Annotated in this window: 16 protein-coding genes; 15 read left to right on the forward strand and 1 reads right to left on the reverse strand. The window is 35.1% G+C overall.

Annotated features, from left to right (window positions below; translation table 11 throughout):
* The first annotated feature begins 11 nt into the window (after positions 1 to 11).
* The 7 genes from EHV10_RS05005 (at position 12) to EHV10_RS05035 (ending at position 9,817) form a co-directional block, all read left to right on the forward strand.
* A complete protein-coding gene (locus EHV10_RS05005; RefSeq protein ID WP_128673716.1) occupies positions 12 to 2,735 on the forward strand; it encodes a YfhO family protein in 2,724 nt (907 codons plus the stop codon).
* A gap of 15 nt (positions 2,736 to 2,750) precedes the next feature.
* Complete coding sequence (gene argH, locus EHV10_RS05010; protein WP_128673717.1) at positions 2,751 to 4,133, forward strand: argininosuccinate lyase; 1,383 nt, start codon at positions 2,751 to 2,753, stop codon at positions 4,131 to 4,133.
* 7 nt (positions 4,134 to 4,140) lie between these two features.
* The gene (locus EHV10_RS05015) at positions 4,141 to 4,479 is read left to right on the forward strand and encodes a NusG domain II-containing protein (protein ID WP_128673718.1); all 339 of its coding nucleotides are present in this window, start codon (positions 4,141 to 4,143) and stop codon (positions 4,477 to 4,479) included.
* Positions 4,480 to 4,487: 8 nt separating this feature from the next.
* Positions 4,488 to 5,678 carry a pyridoxal phosphate-dependent aminotransferase gene (locus tag EHV10_RS05020; protein ID WP_128673719.1) on the forward strand — a complete coding sequence of 397 codons (1,191 nt, stop codon included), beginning with the start codon at positions 4,488 to 4,490 and terminating at the stop codon, positions 5,676 to 5,678.
* A 293-nt stretch (positions 5,679 to 5,971) separates the two neighbouring features.
* On the forward strand, positions 5,972 to 7,882 hold the full coding sequence (locus EHV10_RS05025) for an acyl-CoA dehydrogenase family protein (RefSeq protein ID WP_128673720.1): 1,911 nt from the start codon (positions 5,972 to 5,974) through the stop codon (positions 7,880 to 7,882).
* A 12-nt stretch (positions 7,883 to 7,894) separates the two neighbouring features.
* Positions 7,895 to 9,103, forward strand: a complete 1,209-nt coding sequence (locus EHV10_RS05030; RefSeq protein ID WP_128673721.1) for an FprA family A-type flavoprotein — start codon at positions 7,895 to 7,897, stop codon at positions 9,101 to 9,103.
* 114 nt (positions 9,104 to 9,217) lie between these two features.
* Complete coding sequence (locus tag EHV10_RS05035) at positions 9,218 to 9,817, forward strand: DMP19 family protein (RefSeq protein ID WP_128673722.1); 600 nt, start codon at positions 9,218 to 9,220, stop codon at positions 9,815 to 9,817.
* Between the two features lie 71 nt (positions 9,818 to 9,888).
* Here the strand turns inward: EHV10_RS05035 and msrAB are convergent, their stop codons facing one another.
* Entirely contained in the window at positions 9,889 to 11,019 is a 1,131-nt protein-coding gene (gene msrAB, locus EHV10_RS05040; RefSeq protein ID WP_128673723.1) for a bifunctional peptide-methionine (S)-S-oxide reductase MsrA/peptide-methionine (R)-S-oxide reductase MsrB, read from the reverse strand.
* A gap of 118 nt (positions 11,020 to 11,137) precedes the next feature.
* On the opposite strand from msrAB, the gene EHV10_RS05045 reads away from it, so the two are divergent.
* The 8 genes from EHV10_RS05045 to EHV10_RS05080 all read left to right on the forward strand — a co-directional run bounded on the left by EHV10_RS05045 (position 11,138) and on the right by EHV10_RS05080 (position 17,771).
* On the forward strand, positions 11,138 to 11,830 hold the full coding sequence (locus tag EHV10_RS05045) for a DNA alkylation repair protein (protein WP_128673724.1): 693 nt from the start codon (positions 11,138 to 11,140) through the stop codon (positions 11,828 to 11,830).
* A gap of 9 nt (positions 11,831 to 11,839) precedes the next feature.
* Complete coding sequence (locus EHV10_RS05050) at positions 11,840 to 12,463, forward strand: methylated-DNA--[protein]-cysteine S-methyltransferase (RefSeq protein ID WP_128673725.1); 624 nt, start codon at positions 11,840 to 11,842, stop codon at positions 12,461 to 12,463.
* 7 nt (positions 12,464 to 12,470) lie between these two features.
* Entirely contained in the window at positions 12,471 to 13,802 is a 1,332-nt protein-coding gene (locus tag EHV10_RS05055) for a putative ABC transporter permease (protein ID WP_128673726.1), read from the forward strand.
* Between the two features lie 4 nt (positions 13,803 to 13,806).
* Positions 13,807 to 14,862: a DMT family transporter gene (locus EHV10_RS05060; protein ID WP_128673727.1), complete on the forward strand. Its 1,056-nt coding sequence runs from the start codon at positions 13,807 to 13,809 to the stop codon at positions 14,860 to 14,862.
* Positions 14,863 to 14,936: 74 nt separating this feature from the next.
* Positions 14,937 to 15,362 carry an Rrf2 family transcriptional regulator gene (locus EHV10_RS05065; RefSeq protein ID WP_128673728.1) on the forward strand — a complete coding sequence of 142 codons (426 nt, stop codon included), beginning with the start codon at positions 14,937 to 14,939 and terminating at the stop codon, positions 15,360 to 15,362.
* A gap of 112 nt (positions 15,363 to 15,474) precedes the next feature.
* A complete protein-coding gene (locus EHV10_RS05070; protein WP_128673729.1) occupies positions 15,475 to 16,272 on the forward strand; it encodes a protein-ADP-ribose hydrolase in 798 nt (265 codons plus the stop codon).
* Positions 16,273 to 16,295: 23 nt separating this feature from the next.
* Positions 16,296 to 17,282, forward strand: a complete 987-nt coding sequence (locus tag EHV10_RS05075) for an SIR2 family NAD-dependent protein deacylase (protein WP_128673730.1) — start codon at positions 16,296 to 16,298, stop codon at positions 17,280 to 17,282.
* Between the two features lie 231 nt (positions 17,283 to 17,513).
* Positions 17,514 to 17,771 (forward strand): hypothetical protein, encoded by a 258-nt coding sequence (locus tag EHV10_RS05080; RefSeq protein ID WP_128673731.1) that lies wholly within the window; start codon positions 17,514 to 17,516, stop codon positions 17,769 to 17,771.
* Positions 17,772 to 17,878 lie beyond the last annotated feature (107 nt).

A 17,878-nucleotide genomic window follows, 5' to 3' on the forward strand; every position in this document is an offset into this window, starting at 1 on the left:
GGAGGAGAAAAATGAACGATTTAAATTTGAATCAGAGAGATGAAATTATAATGGATAAAAGGGCAATATTTACTTTATCTTTTATTATACCGGTTTTTATAATGATATTAATATTCATACAAAGAGGAATATTCCCATTTGGTGATGAGAGCTTTTTGAGAACTGATATGTATCATCAGTATGCTCCGTTTTTTTCAGAGTTTAAATATAAGCTGAGTAACGGCGGTTCACTTCTTTACAGCTGGGACCTCGGTATGGGAATAAATTTTTCGGCACTTTATGCTTACTATCTTGCCAGTCCTCTAAACTGGCTGATTATTCTATGTCCACAAAAATATGTGATAGAGTTTATGACATATATGATAGTAGCAAAAATAGGACTTTCCGGACTTTCATTTACATATTATTTATCAAAACATACTTCAGGCAATAAGGCAGGTATATTATTCTTCGGTATATTCTATGCACTTTCAGGCTATATGGCAGCATATAGCTGGAACATTATGTGGCTGGATTGTATTATACTTTTCCCGATAGTATGTCTCGGTATTGAAAGGCTTGTAAAAACAGGAAAAGGTTTACTGTATACACTTTTACTTGGACTATGTATACTGTCAAATTACTATATTTCCATAATGATTTGTCTATTTATGGTCATATACTTCATTTCTCTCAATGTAATGGATACTGAAAACAATTGGAGAAAATTTACAATTGCTTCATTTAGATTTGTTGTTTATTCATTGCTTGCCGGAGGACTGAGTGCACTTGTTTTATTGCCTGAAATATATGCACTTAAGCTTACAGCCTCGGGAGACTTTGATTTTCCAAGTACATTTAATTCATATTTTTCTATTTTCGATATGATTGCCAGACATATGGGCAATGTAAAAGTTGAAATCGGACTTGATCATTGGCCGAATATATTCTGTGGTGTCGGAATATTTTTATTTGTTGTTTTGTACATACTGAACAGAAAGATTTCAAAGAAAGAAAAAACGGTTTATATTTCATTGCTGGTATTTTTTCTTGCAGGTTTTTCAATAAATGTATTAAATTATATATGGCACGGACTCCATTATCCCAACTCATTACCTGCTAGACAGAGTTTTATCTATATATTCCTTGTACTTTTTATTTGTGCAAAGGCTTATGATAATTTAAGTGCGAATACAACCAAAGATTTGGGGTTGGCATTCGGAATCAGTATGATATATATTTTGCTTGCACAAAAGATAGTAAATAATGAGGATTTCCATTTTGCAGTATTTTACGGGGCAATGATTTTTATAAGCATTTACGCAATGTTAATGTATTTGCATATGGAAAAGAGAATATCAAAAACATATTTATTTTTGATTACACTTGCAATAGTGGTAATTGAATCAAGTGTTAATATGTCGGTTACAAGTGTGACAACAATAAGCAGAAGCAATTATATAAATGACAATGCTGATGTAAGAGCTTTACTTAAGAAATTACCGATGGATGATTTTTATCGTATTGATAAGGTGGACAGAAAGACAAAGGATGACGGTGCATGGTTGAATTTTAAATCGGTATCTATTTTTTCATCTACGGCAAACGCTTCACTTACCGAATTATTTGAAAAACTTGGAAATGAAGCATCTACTAATGCATATTCAATAACTGGGGAGACGCCTCTTTTAGATATGCTTTTTGCGGTAAGATATGCAATATATAACGGTGAATCAAGAAATACAAATATTTCTTATGTGGATATATCCGGAAACAGTTATTTATATGAAAATCTCTATACTCTGCCTCTTGGATATATGGTTGATGAAAGATTTAGTGATGATTGGAACTTGAATCTCGGAGACCCTATAGATGTACAAAATGATTTGGCGGCCGTTTACGGTTTACCTGATATATTTGAGCAAATAGAGACTATAAAGGAGTCTACGTCAGTAAACTTTCAGACTGATATAGACGGCGAATACTATGCGTATGTTACAAATCCGTCTATTGATGAAGTGGAGTTCAGTTATGGAGACGGAGACGTCAAAAAGTCATTTAAGAATCTGAAGAGACATTATATATTGGAACTTGGAACCCTTGAGGGTGAGAAAAACGGAAGATTTGTGAGTACAGATGATAAGGATGAATCTATTGATGCAAGAGTATATAGAGTCAATTATGATTCACTGAAGAAACTGTATTATATCTTAAATAAAAATCCTTTATATCTCAGTAAAATTTCAGATTCATACCTGTCAGGAAATGTTCATGCGGTTGAAAATACCACATTGTTTACCTCTATTCCATATGATGAAGGATGGAGTGTTTATGTAGACGGAAAGAAAGCTGAGAAAATAAAGCTCTTAGATGCTTTTATCGGCTTGAAACTTGAAAAAGGGCAGCATGAAATAGAGTTTAAGTATGTAAGTTCAGGTATCATTGAGGGAGCTGTAATAAGTGCGGTTTCATTGGCTTTATTATTACTGATATGTCTTGTGAAAAAAGTAATAGAAGATGGCGGAATCAAATTCAAAAAGAAAGAAGTTATTGAAGACGATGAGTTTGAAGAACTTGATATAGAAGATTCGGATGAAGATGAAGAAGATGACGAAGAAACTGTGGAAAATACAAACGAAAATATACCGGTAAATGCAGATACATCCACAGCCGGCGGAAAAGGTGTAGTTGAGCTGTTAACAAAAAACTATAATCCTGAAACTGATGAAAATATTAATGATGAAGATTTGAAATAGAAAGACGGTGTATATATGAAACTTTGGGGAGGAAGATTTACAAAAGAAACGAACAAACTGGTGGAGAGTTTTAATGAATCACTTTCATTTGACCATAGATTCTATAAGCAGGATATCAGAGGAAGTATAGCTCACGTAAAGATGCTTGCAAAACAAAATATACTTACAGATGATGAGAGAGATAAAATCATTGAAGGACTGAATTCTATAGAAAAGGATATAGAAAGCGGAGTATTAAAATTTGATGACGGTTCCGAGGACATTCATTCATATGTTGAAGCACATCTGATCGAGAGAATAGGTGATACAGGTAAGAAGCTTCATACAGGAAGAAGCAGAAACGATCAGGTGGCACTTGATATGAAACTCTATATAAGAGATGAGATAGATGAGCTTAAGGATCTTATATATGAACTGCTTAGTGAAGTTCTTAGTATAATGGAAGAAAATACAACAACATATATGCCCGGGTTTACACATTTACAAAAGGCTCAGCCTACAACTCTGGCACATCATTTCGGTGCATATTTTGAGATGTTTATAAGAGATTTTGACAGACTTCGCTCTACAAGAAAGAGAATGAATCTTTCACCTTTGGGCTCGGGAGCTTTTGCAGGGACGACATATGATCTTGACAGAGATTATGTAGCAAGCCTTTTGGAGTTTGAGACTGCTACAAGAAACAGTATGGATTCCGTAAGTGACAGAGATTATCTTTTGGAGCTGTTATCAGATCTTGCAATAATATCAATGCATCTTAGCAGGCTGTCAGAAGAAATTATCATATGGAATACAGATGAGTACAGGTTTGTGGAGATGGATGACACATATTCTACTGGTTCATCTATAATGCCGCAGAAGAAAAATCCGGATATTGCCGAGCTTATAAGAGGAAAGAGCGGACGAGTATACGGAAGTCTTATATCTCTTCTTACAACAATGAAGGGATTACCGCTTGCATACAACAAAGATATGCAAGAAGACAAGGAGATGTCTTTTGATGCTATAGATACTGTAAAAAGTCTGATAAAACTTATGAGCGGAATGCTCTCAAGTATGAAGTTCAATAATGAAAGAATGGCAAAACGTGCAAGAGGAGGATTTACAAATGCAACCGATGCCGCAGATTATCTTGTAAAGAAAAATGTTGCCTTCAGAGATGCACATGAGATTGTAGGCAGACTTGTACTATATGGAATTGAGCAGGGAAAGGCACTTGATGATTTCTCACTCGAAGAGTTTAGAAATATATCCGAATATTTTGATTATGATATATACGATGCTATTTCTTTAAAAACTTGCGTGGAAAAGAGAAATACCAAGGGAGCTCCGGGACTTACAGCTATAATGAATGAAATAGAGGAATCAAAAAAGCTTTTGGAGTCTATAAAGAAATAGGAAATTTATGAAATTAAGAAAGAATGATATATATCTGATAATTGTTGTAGTTATCCTTGGAATTGCGGCAGGACTTTATATTTATTTAAATAAAAAGCCGGGAGGTAAAGCCGTTTTAAAGTATGGGAATAATCAAAGCATGGATATTGATCTGTCAAAGGATAACAAAATCAATCTGGAAAGCAACGGTATAGAGATACATCTTGATATAAAGGATGGTGCAATTGCATTTATTCACAGTGAATGCCCCGACCATATCTGTGAAAGATTCGGCTATATAAAAAATGTAGGTGAGTCGGCAATTTGTTTGCCGGCACAGGCTTCAGTAACGATTATCAGTGAATAGGAGAGAATATGGTTTCAAAAAAGATGTTGGATCTTGGAAAAATAAGGTCAGGTATAAGGGATATATATGAGTATGGAAATAAGCTTTCTGAAAAAATAGGAGCTGAGAATGTACTGGATTTCAGTCTGGGAAATCCAAGCACTCCTGCACCGAGAGAAGTCGGAAATACTATAAAGCATATAGTCAGTGAGCTTTCTCCAAAGGAATACAACAGTTATACTTCGGCACCGGGTGACAGAGATACCAGACTTGCGGTAGCAAGAAATTTGAATACACGCTTTTCTACAGATTATGATGAAAATAATATATTTTTAACCTGTGGTGCGGCAGCTTCTTTGAATATTATATTTAAAGCTGTTATTGAATGTGAAAATGATGAGATAATAGTAAACACTCCGTTTTTTCCGGATTATAAGGTATTTATAGAGGGTCAGGGAGCAAAATTTGTATTGGTAAAATGCAGTGAAGATCTCACACTCGATACAGATGAACTTGAAAAAAATATAAATTTTAATACAAAAGCAGTTTTAGTAAATTCGCCAAATAATCCGTCAGGAGTGATTTATCCTAAAGAAAATATAGATGCTCTGGTAGATCTTTTAAACAGAAAACAGAAAGAATATGGACATCCTATTTTTTTAATAAGTGATGAGCCGTACAGAGAAGTTGTATTTGTAGAAGAGAGTCCGGAGTTTTTACCGAATTTATATGACAATACATTGGTGGCGTATTCATGGTCAAAATCACTTTCTCTTCCCGGAGAGAGAATAGGTTATATTTTGGTACCGACTAATGCTACAGACTATACGGATATATATGCCGCAATAAGCGGAGCAGCCAGAGTGCTTGGATATGTTTGTGCTCCTTCATTGTTTCAGAGGGTTATAAAGGATTGTATAGATGTTAAACCAAATATTGAAGTATACCAAAGAAACAGAAATCTTTTATATACAGCATTGATTGAAATGGGATATACATTGCCAAATCCTAAAGGCGCTTTCTATATGTTTATAAAGTCACCAAATAATGACGGAAAAGATTTTTGTGAAAGGGCAAAAAAATACAATATGCTTTTGGTACCGGGAGAAGGGTTTGGAATGAAAGAATATGCACGTTTATCCTTCTGTGTAGACACGGAAAAGATAGAAAAATCTATAAGTATCTTTAAGGAACTCATGTCTGAGTATGATTTAGGGTAATTGAATTTTGAATATTTTTGTATAAAATGACAGGGCTATAAAATTGGTAATCGTTACCAGTTTTATAGCCATTTATTATGCAGTATCACGATTATATACTTTTTTGGTAAAGTATATTGACTATTATATATAATATTCTATACTTTACTATAAGAGTAAACTTTTTAAAAATACATATAAACAGATATGTGTTTATTACATTATAGTCAGTTTTCTATAATGTAAATGAGTTGTGATTGACAGCTCAAAATACCGGTTTTATACCGATATAATAATTTAAGTGGAGGGAATGTATGTCTTATCAAACAACAAAGGAACATGAGTTGCTTAGAGAAAAGGTTCGTGAGTTTGCAGAGAGAGAAGTGAAACCGATAGCTTTCAGTCTTGATGTAAAGAGCGAATTTCCAACTCAAGTTGTAAAGAACATGGGTAAACTGGGAATCATGGGACTTCCATACGAGAAGAAGTATGGCGGTGCCGGAACAGATGTACTCAGCTATGCTATAGCAGTTGAGGAGCTTTCAAGAGTTGACGGTGGCGTAGGTGTTATACTTTCAGCTCATACTTCATTGGGTACTTATCCTATAGCGGCTTTCGGTAATGAAGAGCAAAAGAAGAAATATTTACCGGGGCTTTGCAGCGGAGAGCTCCTTGGAGCTTTCGGTCTTACAGAACCGAATGCCGGATCTGATGCGGGAGGTACCGAAACAACTGCAGAGGATATGGGAGATTATTATCTTTTAAACGGAAATAAGATATTTATCACAAACGGCGGTGAAGCTGATGTTTATGTAATATTTGCTCTTACCACACCTAATATAGGTACAAGAGGTATTTCTGCACTTATAGTAGAAAAGGGTATGGAAGGATTTGGCTTCGGTGATCACTATGACAAGCTGGGAATCAGATCATCTGCTACATGTGAGCTTATTTTTAATAATGTAAAGGTACCGAAGGCTAATCTTCTTGGTAAAGAAGGTCAGGGATTTAAGATTGCAATGGCTACACTTGACGGAGGCAGAATAGGTATAGCTGCACAGGCACTGGGTATTGCACAGGGAGCTTTTGAAGAGGCTGTTGAATACAGTAAGGAAAGAGAGCAGTTTGGAAAGCCGATAGCTGCACAGCAGGCAATAGCATTCAAGATTGCAGATATGGCAACAAAGCTTAGATGTGCAAGAATGCTTGTATATTCCGCTGCGGAACTTAAGGAAGCTCATGCTCCATATGGAATGGAATCCGCTATGGCAAAGCAGTATGCATCTGATGTGGCACTTGAGATAACTTCAGACGCACTGCAGATATTCGGTGGAAACGGATACTTAAAGGGTATGCCTGTAGAAAGAATGTACAGAGATGCCAGAATCACTCCTATATATGAGGGAACAAATGAAATTCAAAGAGTCGTAATAGCAGCTCATATCTTAGGTAAGATATCAAGGGGTGAAACTGCTGCCGTTAAGAAAACAAAGGGACCTGAAACCGGTGAGAGAAAGAGAATGATCATCACAGAAGGCTCATTAAAAGAAAAGATAGATGTACTTGTTGCAAGTCTTCAAAAAGACGGATATGACTTCAGTGTAGGTATTCCTATGGATACACCTATCGTAGCTGCAGAAAGAGTTGTCAGTGCAGGACAGGGCATAGGATCAAAAGAGAATATGAAACTTGTAGAAGATTTGGCTAAGGCCGCCGGAGCTGCAATAGGTTCTTCAAGACCTGTAGCTGAGACTCTGGAATATTTGCCGCTTGACAGATATGTCGGTATGTCAGGTCAAAAGTTTAAAGGAAATCTTTATATTGCCTGTGGTATATCAGGTGCATTACAGCATCTAAAGGGCATCAAGAATGCTTCTACAATAGTTGCAATAAATAAGGATCCGAATGCAAGAATCTTCAAAAACTGTGACTACGGTATAGTGGGTGATGTAAATGAGGTACTGCCTGCACTTACAAAAGCACTTGATACAGGAGAGAAGAAGCCTGCGCCGCCGATGAAGAAAATCAAGAGGGCTGTAGCTAAGAAACACACACCTTCAAGAAAGCTTTATCTGTGTAACGGCTGTGGCTATGAATATGATGTACTTCTGGGAGATGAAGAGGGTGATGTAAGACCCGGAACAGAGTTTAAGGATATTCCAAAAGAATGGGTATGTCCACACTGTGGTGAAGCTGCAGATAATTTCATAGAGATTGAAGTATAATAGGAGGAGAGTATGTATAATTACCGTAAAGTTACAGACGATTTGTATTGGGTCGGTGGAGATGACCACAGATTAAGTCTTTTTGAAAATATTCATCCTATATATCATGGAGTATCTTATAATGCATATCTTCTTATGGATGAAAAAACAGTTTTAGTTGATACGGCAGACTGGTCGATCGGAAGACAGTTCCTTGACAATGTAGAAGGAGTTTTAGGAGACAGAAGTTTAGATTTTCTTTTGATAAATCATGTAGAGCCTGATCATGCGGCTTCTATTCCTGAGATTTTACTTCGTTGGCCGAATGTAAAGATTATTACAACAGAAAAGGCCGCTATGATACTTCGCCAGTTCGGATTCAATATCAGGCCTGAGCAGGTGGACGAGGTTACAGAAGGTGACAGCAGATGCTTCGGAAAGCATACAATTGCATTTGTAAAAGCACCAATGGTTCATTGGCCTGAGGCAATGGTAAGCTTTGATACTACAAACGGAGTACTTTTCTCGGCAGATGCATTCGGTTCATTCAGAGCACTTGACGGAAAGCTCTTTGCTGATGAAGTTGAGTTTGATAAAGAATGGCTTGATGATGCCAGAAGATACTATACAAATATAGTCGGAAAGTACGGTCCGCAGGTTCTACAGGTATTAAAGAAGGCTTCTACACTGCCTATTAAGTATATCTGCCCGCTTCATGGTCCGGTTTGGAGAAAAGATATTCCTTATATCTTGGACAAATATATGCATTGGGCAAGCTATGAGCCTGAAGAGAAGGGCATAATGATAGTCTATGCGTCTATGTATGGAAATACAGAGGCTGCTGCTGAAGTTTTGGCAAGAAAGTTATGTGAAAAAGGTATTACAAAGACAAGACTTTATGATGTTTCAAGCACACATATGAGCTATCTTATCTCAGACTTGTTCAGATACAGTCACCTTGTTCTTGCATCGGTGACATATAATCTTGGAATATTCCCTCCAATGCACAACTTCCTTATGGATCTTAAGGCTCTCAATTTACAAAAGAGAACTTGTGCAATAGTTGAGAACGGCTCATGGGCACCAAATTCAGGAAATTTGATGAAGGCGGAGCTTGAAGAGATGAAACATATGGATATCTTGGATGATGAAGTAAATATAACCTCTTCATACAGAGAGAACAATGAAAGTGATATGGACGCATTGGTAGATGCTCTCGTTGCTTCATTCAATAAAAAGTAATCTAATATATTTATAATTTCAGGTCGGGGAGTATTCTCCGGCCTTTTTATATTGACAAAAAGGATTTTAGGTTTAAGAATATAAATATACAATAAAATATTATCGGAGGTAAATATGAAATCATTTGAAAATTTTGATGAAAATGAGCCGCAGAATACTATAGAAGTTCCGGGAAGTATAAATCATGACAAATCAGCAACAGGTAAAACTTATGTAAAGATAATTGCGGAAGATATTGAGAGAATGGAAGAAATTTGGGATATTTTGGATCCCATATATTGGACAATAGATATTTATAATTCATATGAAGAGTATTTAAAGTCAGCAAAGAATTTCACACTGGAGCAGAGATATTTAAATGCAATATCGTGGTATTTTATGGAAGTAAATAATGGTGGACATTTTCAGTTTTTTGACAACTCCACCGGAATTGTATGGGAAGATACCCTAAACGGACTTAAAGAGTTCGGAATGGAAGAGTTGGCTGACAACTTTAAAAAAGTTGTAGATCTGTTTGGCGGGAAAATTCCTTTTGACAGAGATGAGAGATGGGAAGCTATGGATTTGATGGATGAAAATTTTGAAGAACTTTTGGATAAGGCTGATAATGTAGTATATGATTTGTATGACTATGACTATACATTTGAAATGAAATATATAAAATCTCATCCTGAAAAGTTTGTATTTGAGGGATACTATAATAAGATAGTGTAATAGTATGGATAATATATAAGTAAAGATAAGGCTGAGATCATTTTCACATGTATTCTCAGCCTTTAAATAGATTATTCAAGCAGATATTTTAAGTATCCATATCCTCTTTCATCCATTTTTTCATAGGGGATGAATTCAAGTGAGGCACTGTTTATACAGTATCTTTTACCACCTGATTCTTTAGGTCCGTCATCAAAAACATGTCCTAAGTGGGCGTTACCGCTTCTGCTTATCACCTCTGTTCTGTTCATATTGAAGCTGTCATCTTCACTGTATTTTACTACATCCTCATTTATAGGTTTGGAAAAACTTGGCCAACCGCAACCTGATTCAAACTTGTCTGTTGAGACAAAGAGCGGTTCCTTGGTTGTGATATCTACATAAATTCCTTTTTCAAAATTATTCCAATATTCATTTGCAAAAGGTCTTTCAGTATCACTGTTAACAGCAACTTGGTATTGCTCATCGGTAAGCATTTTTTTAAGTTCATCATCTGAAGGCCTTTTATATTTGTAAGCATCTATCTTTGGTTCTTTACTTTGTGTTTCAGTTTTCTTATCCAAAGGTTTATCTGCAAGAGATAAATCTATATGGCAGTATCCGCCAGGATTTTTGGCAAGGTAATCCTGATGGTAATCCTCAGCATCAAAAAATTGCTGTAAGGGTAAAACTTCTATTGCGATAGGTTTGTCATATTTAGTTTGTTCAGTTGCCAGAACCTTTTCTATTATAGTTTTATCTTCTTCATTTGTATAATATACTCCGGTTCTATACTGTGTACCTGTATCATTTCCCTGTTTATTTACACTTAGCGGGTCTACTACACGCAGATAATACTCCAGTAGATCCTCAAGACTTACTTTATCCGGATTATACATTACTTTTACAGTTTCAGCATGACCGCTTGTATGAAGATCTTGGTACTTAGGATTTTCAGTTTTACCGTTTGCATATCCACTCACAGCATCCTCAACACCATCTATCTTTTGCATATAGGCTTCAAGCCCCCAAAAGCAACCACCTGCAAGATAGATCTCTTTTAGATTTGTTGACTGTGCGGTATTTGTTACTTTACCTGAATTTTGAGTGGTTTCATCATTTGGAAAATTTTCTTCTTTCTTTTTCAAACCCGCAGCAAATATATATACAGCTATTGCCACAACAAATACAGGTATTATAAACAACAATTTGTTTTGATTCATATCTATTTCCTCCTATTATATTAAAATGCAACCATATTGGAATTGGATGTAATATAGATTATAATACGACTTACAAGGTAAAGAATCGGTAAAATTATGTATTTAAAAGGAGTCTGATATGATTTTGAATGATATAAGAGATGAATTGTTTAAAATGCAGGATATTAAGTATAGGGATTTTAACAGTAAGCTGATACCTACAGTTGATAAGAGACTTTTTATCGGTGTAAGAACACCGGAACTTAGAAAATATGCAAAGAAACTCGGTAAAAGTAGTGAGGTTATAGAATTTTTACAAGCATTACCTCATAAATATTTTGATGAAAATCAGTTGCATGCATTTATTATTTCTGAAATAAAGGACTTTAAAAACTGTATTGATGAGATAAACAGATTTCTTCCGTATATAGACAACTGGGCAACCTGCGATCAGCTCTCACCAAAGTTATTTAAGAAATATCATAATGAATTATTTGAATATATAAAAGATTGGCTGAAATCGGATAAGGTATACACGCTCAGATTTGGAATAGGTATGCTTATGGAGCATTTTCTTGATGAGGATTTTGATATAATATATCCTGAGACAGTTTCAAAGATAAGGTCAGATGAATACTATGTGAATATGATGATTGCCTGGTACTTTGCAACAGCACTGGCAAAGCGGTATGAGAGTATACTTCCATTTATTGAAAACTGCAGCCTTGATACATGGACTCATAATAAGGCTATACAAAAGGCACTGGAGAGTTATAGAATCAGTACAGAGCAAAAGACGTATCTAAGAGAATTAAAGATAAAGAAGGTATGAGGTGTTTGAGTGAGAACAAAAGAAGAGGCCTGTAGTTTCGGCTTAGAATTTGAAAATACATATTTGGATAAACCTTTTAGGAAGGCTGAATGGCAACTCATAAGGATAAAGGATACAAAGAAAGCCTTTCTTTGTATTTATGAAAAAGACGGTTTTGTAAATTTAAATGTGAAAGTTGATCCTGCTTGGAGAGACTTTTGGAGAAATACATATGCTTCAGTTGTTCCGGGATATCATCAGAATAAGGAACATTGGAATACCCTTATACTTGACGGCAGTATAAAGGAAGATGATATCAAGAGGATGATTGCTGAAAGCTATGATTTGGTAACGGATTCACCTACAAAAAGAATCTATGAGGCGGTAAAGAGGATACCGAAAGGTAAGGTAGCAACCTATGGCAAGGTGGCGGAGATGGCGGGAAATAAAAAGATGTCAAGAGCGGTAGGAAATGCTCTTCATAAAAACCCTGATCCCGAAAATATTCCCTGCTTTCGTGTGGTCAATTCAAAAGGAGAACTTGCACCGGAATTTGCCTTTGGAGGAATGGGAGAACAGAAAAAGCTTCTTGAGGCGGAGGGAATAGAAGTTAAGAATAATAAAGTAGATCTATCAAAGTATGGTTTAGAATAGGAGTTTTATGAAGCTATTTAGCGGAGCGGATTTAATCATATATTTTTTTATATACGGGATTTTGGCTTGGGTACTTAATACAGTGATATATAGTTTAAAAGAACAAAAATATATAAATACCGGTGTGTTGAATATTCCTATAATCGGATGTCCTACTTTTATTATGATTTTGATGATCATAGTGTCTTCCGGAAAAAATGTCAGTTACTACGGAATGCTTATGATGGCTTTTATTGACTATCTTATACTTGAGAAGATGGGATTGTTTTTCTCACAGAGGCTTCTTTTAAAAAAGGAAATAAATTTTTTGAGGGATGGCTATGGTAAGAGTTTGAAGCTTAGTTGTATAAATGCAATTATAGTGGTGGGGATATGCTTTATATTTTTAAAGACCTTACAGCCTATTATATTTTCTTTGGTATCGCTAATTCCCAAAATAATAGTAAATATAATTGCTTTTGTTCTTTTACTCATTTTGATTTCTGATATTGTGGTGACTTATATTTTTGTCAGAAAATATCCTATGCAAAGTATGGACACTAATATGACCAAGAGAAAAAATACTTTTGGAGAATGGATTTCAAAAAATATCTGGAAAAGAATCTATAAGATTTACCCAAGTCTTTTATCAGATGACTTTGAAGACAGCAATAAAGGCATTTCAGATGCTGATAAGCTGCTTGAAGAGCAGGGAATTATATTTGCGAAGGGAATAAATGCGGCAAAGCTTATATGGGTACTTTTTATCTCCTCACTTATCGGAGATATTGTAGAAACAATATATGTACTTATTGTAGGGCATGAACTTATGAGACGTTCAAGCTTTGTACTTGGTCCTTTCAGTTTGGTGTGGGGACTTGGTGCTGTAATACTTACATTAGCACTTTCAAAAGTAAAAAGACAGAATAATCTTTCTATATTTGTATCAGGTTTCTTCTTTGGAGGAGTATTTGAATATTTATGCTCCGTATTTACAGAAGTATTCTTCGGTATGAAGTTTTGGGACTATTCATATATGCCTTTTAATATTGACGGCAGAACAAATCTTTTGTTTATGTTCTTTTGGGGCATTGTGGCTTTGGTATGGTTTAAATTTATATATCCGCATTTTTCAAAGTTTATAGAGAAAATTCCACCGGTAACAGGCTCAGTCCTTGCAGTTTTTATAGCACTGTTTTTTATCTGTAACGGAACAGTTACATCAATGGTGATGATAAGGACTACAGACAGAAAAAAACACCCACAGGCAAGGAATGTAATAGAGCAGTTTATAGACAATGAGTATCCGAATGAAGTGGTAAGAAAACTTTGGCCGAATATGAACTTTTTGGAGGAGTAGATATATGAAAAAGAGCACAAAGGTTATGGCTGTAATGATGGCATTACTTGCTGCAACATTCTACGCGATAAATACTCCTTTTTCAAAAGTCCTGTTGAAAAAAGTGACGCCTACATTTATGGCTTCTTTTTTGTATCTTGGAGCAGGAATAGGTGTAGGTATAATGTATCTGCTTAATTCAAAAAAAGATAAGAATATTGAAAAGTTGTCAAAAACAGATTTGCCATATACTGTCGGAATGATTGTGCTTGATATTTTGGCACCTATATTTTTAATGATCGGAATAAATATAGGTTCGGCTTCAAACGCTTCGCTGCTTGGTAACTTTGAAATTGTAGCAACCGCGCTCATTGCTCTTTTAATATTCAAAGAGGTTGTAACATCAAGACTGTGGATTGCCATAGGATTTATTACATTGTCAAGTATACTTCTCTCATTTGAAGGAAGAGGAAGCTTTAAATTCTCTTTGGGTTCATTGTTTGTAATACTTGCAACATGTTGTTGGGGACTTGAAAACAACTGTACAAGAATGATTTCGGATAAGAGCACATATGAGATAGTGATATTAAAAGGAATCTTTTCCGGTACAGGTTCATTTATAATAGCAATTATACTTGGAGAAAATATACCCGGAATAAAATATATTTTGATTTCGATGTTACTTGGATTTGTGGCATATGGTCTCAGTATATTTTTATATATAAGAGCACAGAGAGAGTTGGGCGCCGCCAAAACAAGTGCATACTATGCAATAGCTCCTTTTATAGGTACTTTTTTATCATTTGCGGTAGACAAAGACAGACTGACAAAAGTTTATTTTATCGGACTTATCTTTATGATAATCGGAAGTGTAATCGTTGTATATGATTCAATGTTAAAAAATCATATTCATTATCATATACATACTATTGTTCATACACATAACGGCTCGACACATAAGCATGTAATTAAACATGAGCATACTCACTCTCATATGGGTTCGGAAGAAAAGCATTATCACAGTCATGATGATTATATAAACAGTGATGAGCATAAAAGAATGCATGAGGCAGGTATGTAGATTTATATTTAATGTAAATATTGACTTTACATTAAATAGGCTATATTATTTTATTAAAAAATAGGGGTATACAAATGCAGATATCAAGTAGATTTACAATAGCATTACATATTTTTGCATGTGTAGAATATTTTAAAGATAAAGAGAAGATAACCAGTGATTTTCTATCAGGAAGTATAAGGTCAAATCCGGTAATTATCAGAAACATTCTTTCTCAGTTAAAGAAAGCCGGACTTATAAATGTAGTAAGAGGAACCGGAGGTATAGAGATTATAAAAGAGCTGTCTGAGATAACATTTTATGATGTTTATAAGGCGGTTGAAGCAGTAAAAGAAGACGGACTGTTTCATTTCCATGATGAGCCAAATCTAGCTTGTCCCGTAGGAAAAAATATACATGGAATATTAGACGGTAAGCTTAGTGAAATACAGGATGCTATGGAAAATAAGATGAAAAGCTATACCCTTTTGGATATTCAAAAGGGTATAAAGGAGATTTAAGATTAAAAGGTGCTTATAAGAGCATCTTTTTTTAATTAAAGTATTGACAAGTTTGTTGTAATAAATTATATTACAACTATGATAAGTATTAATATTAAATTGCGAGGTAAGTATGAATCAAAATGAAAGACTTGATTATCTCATAGATGCTTTTAAAGAAGATTCTGTAGAGTATAAGAACTTAAAAGTACCTGTAGATATAGATGGGAAGAAAAGAATCCTACGTTCCCTTATGAATATCAGAATGCCAAGGGAAATGAATACTGAGGTATTAAAAATACAAGATGAATATCTTAGAGAAGCAATAAATGAAAACGGTATAGTAAATATTTCCGATATAGATAAAGCGGGAGATTCTATTTCTATATGGCAGGGAGATATTACAAGGCTGAAGGTGGATGCAATAGTTAATGCCGCAAACTCACAGATGCTTGGTTGCTTTATTCCTATGCATAGCTGTATTGATAATTGCATACATACATTTGCCGGTGTGGAGCTTAGAAATGAATGTAACAAAAAAATGAACAGGCTAAAGATCCGTTATGGGAGAGATTATGAACAACCTACAGCAATTCCTATGCTAACCGATGCTTATAATCTTCCTGCAAAAAAGATTGTTCATATAGTAGGTCCTATTGTACAGGGGGGACTTAGCAAAAGGAATGAGGAAGATCTTAAAAACTGTTATAAAAACACTTTAGATCTTTGTGTTGAAAACGGATTGAGAAGCGTGGCATTTTGCTGCATATCTACCGGAGTATTTCATTTTCCAAATAAAAGAGCAGCCGAAATTGCAATAGCAACTGTAAGAGAATGGCTGAAAGAAAATCAAGGTAAATTGGACCTTGTAATATTTAATGTATTTAAGGATGAAGATAAGAAGTATTACGAGAAAGAAATTTCAGTATAAATTTGTAGAAGGAGGACTGTGCTATGAATAAGATTTTTGATAAAAGACCAAATGGTTATCAAGACTCAATAGCTAAGGGAATAGCTGCGGTACACTATTTTAGAGGTAGAGCTTCATATGGTAAAGGCAGTAGGGATGATCAGATAAAAAGACTTAAAGAAGAAATAGAAAATGCTGATGCGATTTTGATTGGAGCCGGCGCAGGCCTCTCCACATCTGCAGGCTTTACTTATTCAGGTGAAAGATTTGATAAGTATTTCTTTGATTTTGCAAAGGCTTTCGGTATAAAAGATATATATTCAGGCGGTTTTTATCATTTTCCCAAAAAAGAGATATTTTGGGCATGGTGGGCAAGGAGTATTTATTTTAACAGATATGTTGATGCACCAAAACCTGTATATAAGGACTTACTTGACTTGGTTAAGGATAAGGACTATTTTGTAATTACCACAAATGTAGACCATCAGTTTCAAAGGGTCGGATTTGATAAGAAAAGACTTTTCTACACTCAGGGAGATTACGGACTTTTTCAAAGTATAAAACCGGATTGTAAAGATACCTTTGATAATAAGGTATGGGTAGAAAAAGCCTTAAAAGCGCAGGGATTTATTAAAGATGAGAACGGTATATTTATAGTACCTGATGATAAAGAGATTCTTATGGAAATACCTACCGAGCTGATACCGAAGACTCTGGAAGGTGATGATGTGACTACAAATCTTAGAGTTGATGATACTTTTGTAGAAGATGAAGGCTGGCATAATGCTTCATGTAATTATGCTGATTTTATAAGGAGACATGAAAACTTGCATATACTCTTTTTGGAACTTGGAGTAGGAGCAAATACTCCTGTAATTATAAAATATCCTTTTTGGCAGATGACATATGACAATAAAAGGTCTGTATATGCATGTTTAAATTATGGAGAAGCTTTCTGTCCTGAGAAGATAAATGATAGAAGTATCTGTATTGACGGGGATATTGGAGAAGTTCTGTCACAGCTTAAATAAAAGTGAATTTTTTGACGTGGGCGTTTGACTGTAACTGTTTGACGCCCTTTTTTGATACTCATTCTCACCGGAAAGGAGTGAAAAGCAATAGTTCTAAGGCATATCTTGGAATTATGTCACGAATAATATACAATATTAGTGACATAACGATAAAAGTGAGATGGAAGCGTAAAGGCTTATATATTGTAAAAATATAGGGTATATCTTATAATTTATCAAAGGAGGTCGTAAGTGCCACCTGAACTGCATGAGGACTTTGGAGAAAAAATTGGCGGCGCAAAGAAAGACCTTTGGAAAGACCGCGGGTTATATACCGATGATCTGGACGGAATGAACGAGCGCGAAGCCGAAAAGTACGTCAAAAAGGATAATATCTGGAAAAAGCCGGACTATCAGGACATATCGGAGATTGATCTTCTTTGCATCAGTGCCAATGCCAGGCAAAGCCTATTTGATTGTGTTTCTTGGACACGATCTAATAGGCTTTGACTTTTTTTGAAACAATGTAATAAAACTGTTGACAACAAAATTCAATAGTGATATATTGAATGCGTCAAAGATGTAATAAAAAAGATTACAACAAAGAGTTGTCTGAA

It is taken from the genome of Lachnoanaerobaculum gingivalis (assembly GCF_003862475.1).
Classification (GTDB): Bacteria; Bacillota; Clostridia; order Lachnospirales; family Lachnospiraceae; genus Lachnoanaerobaculum; species Lachnoanaerobaculum gingivalis.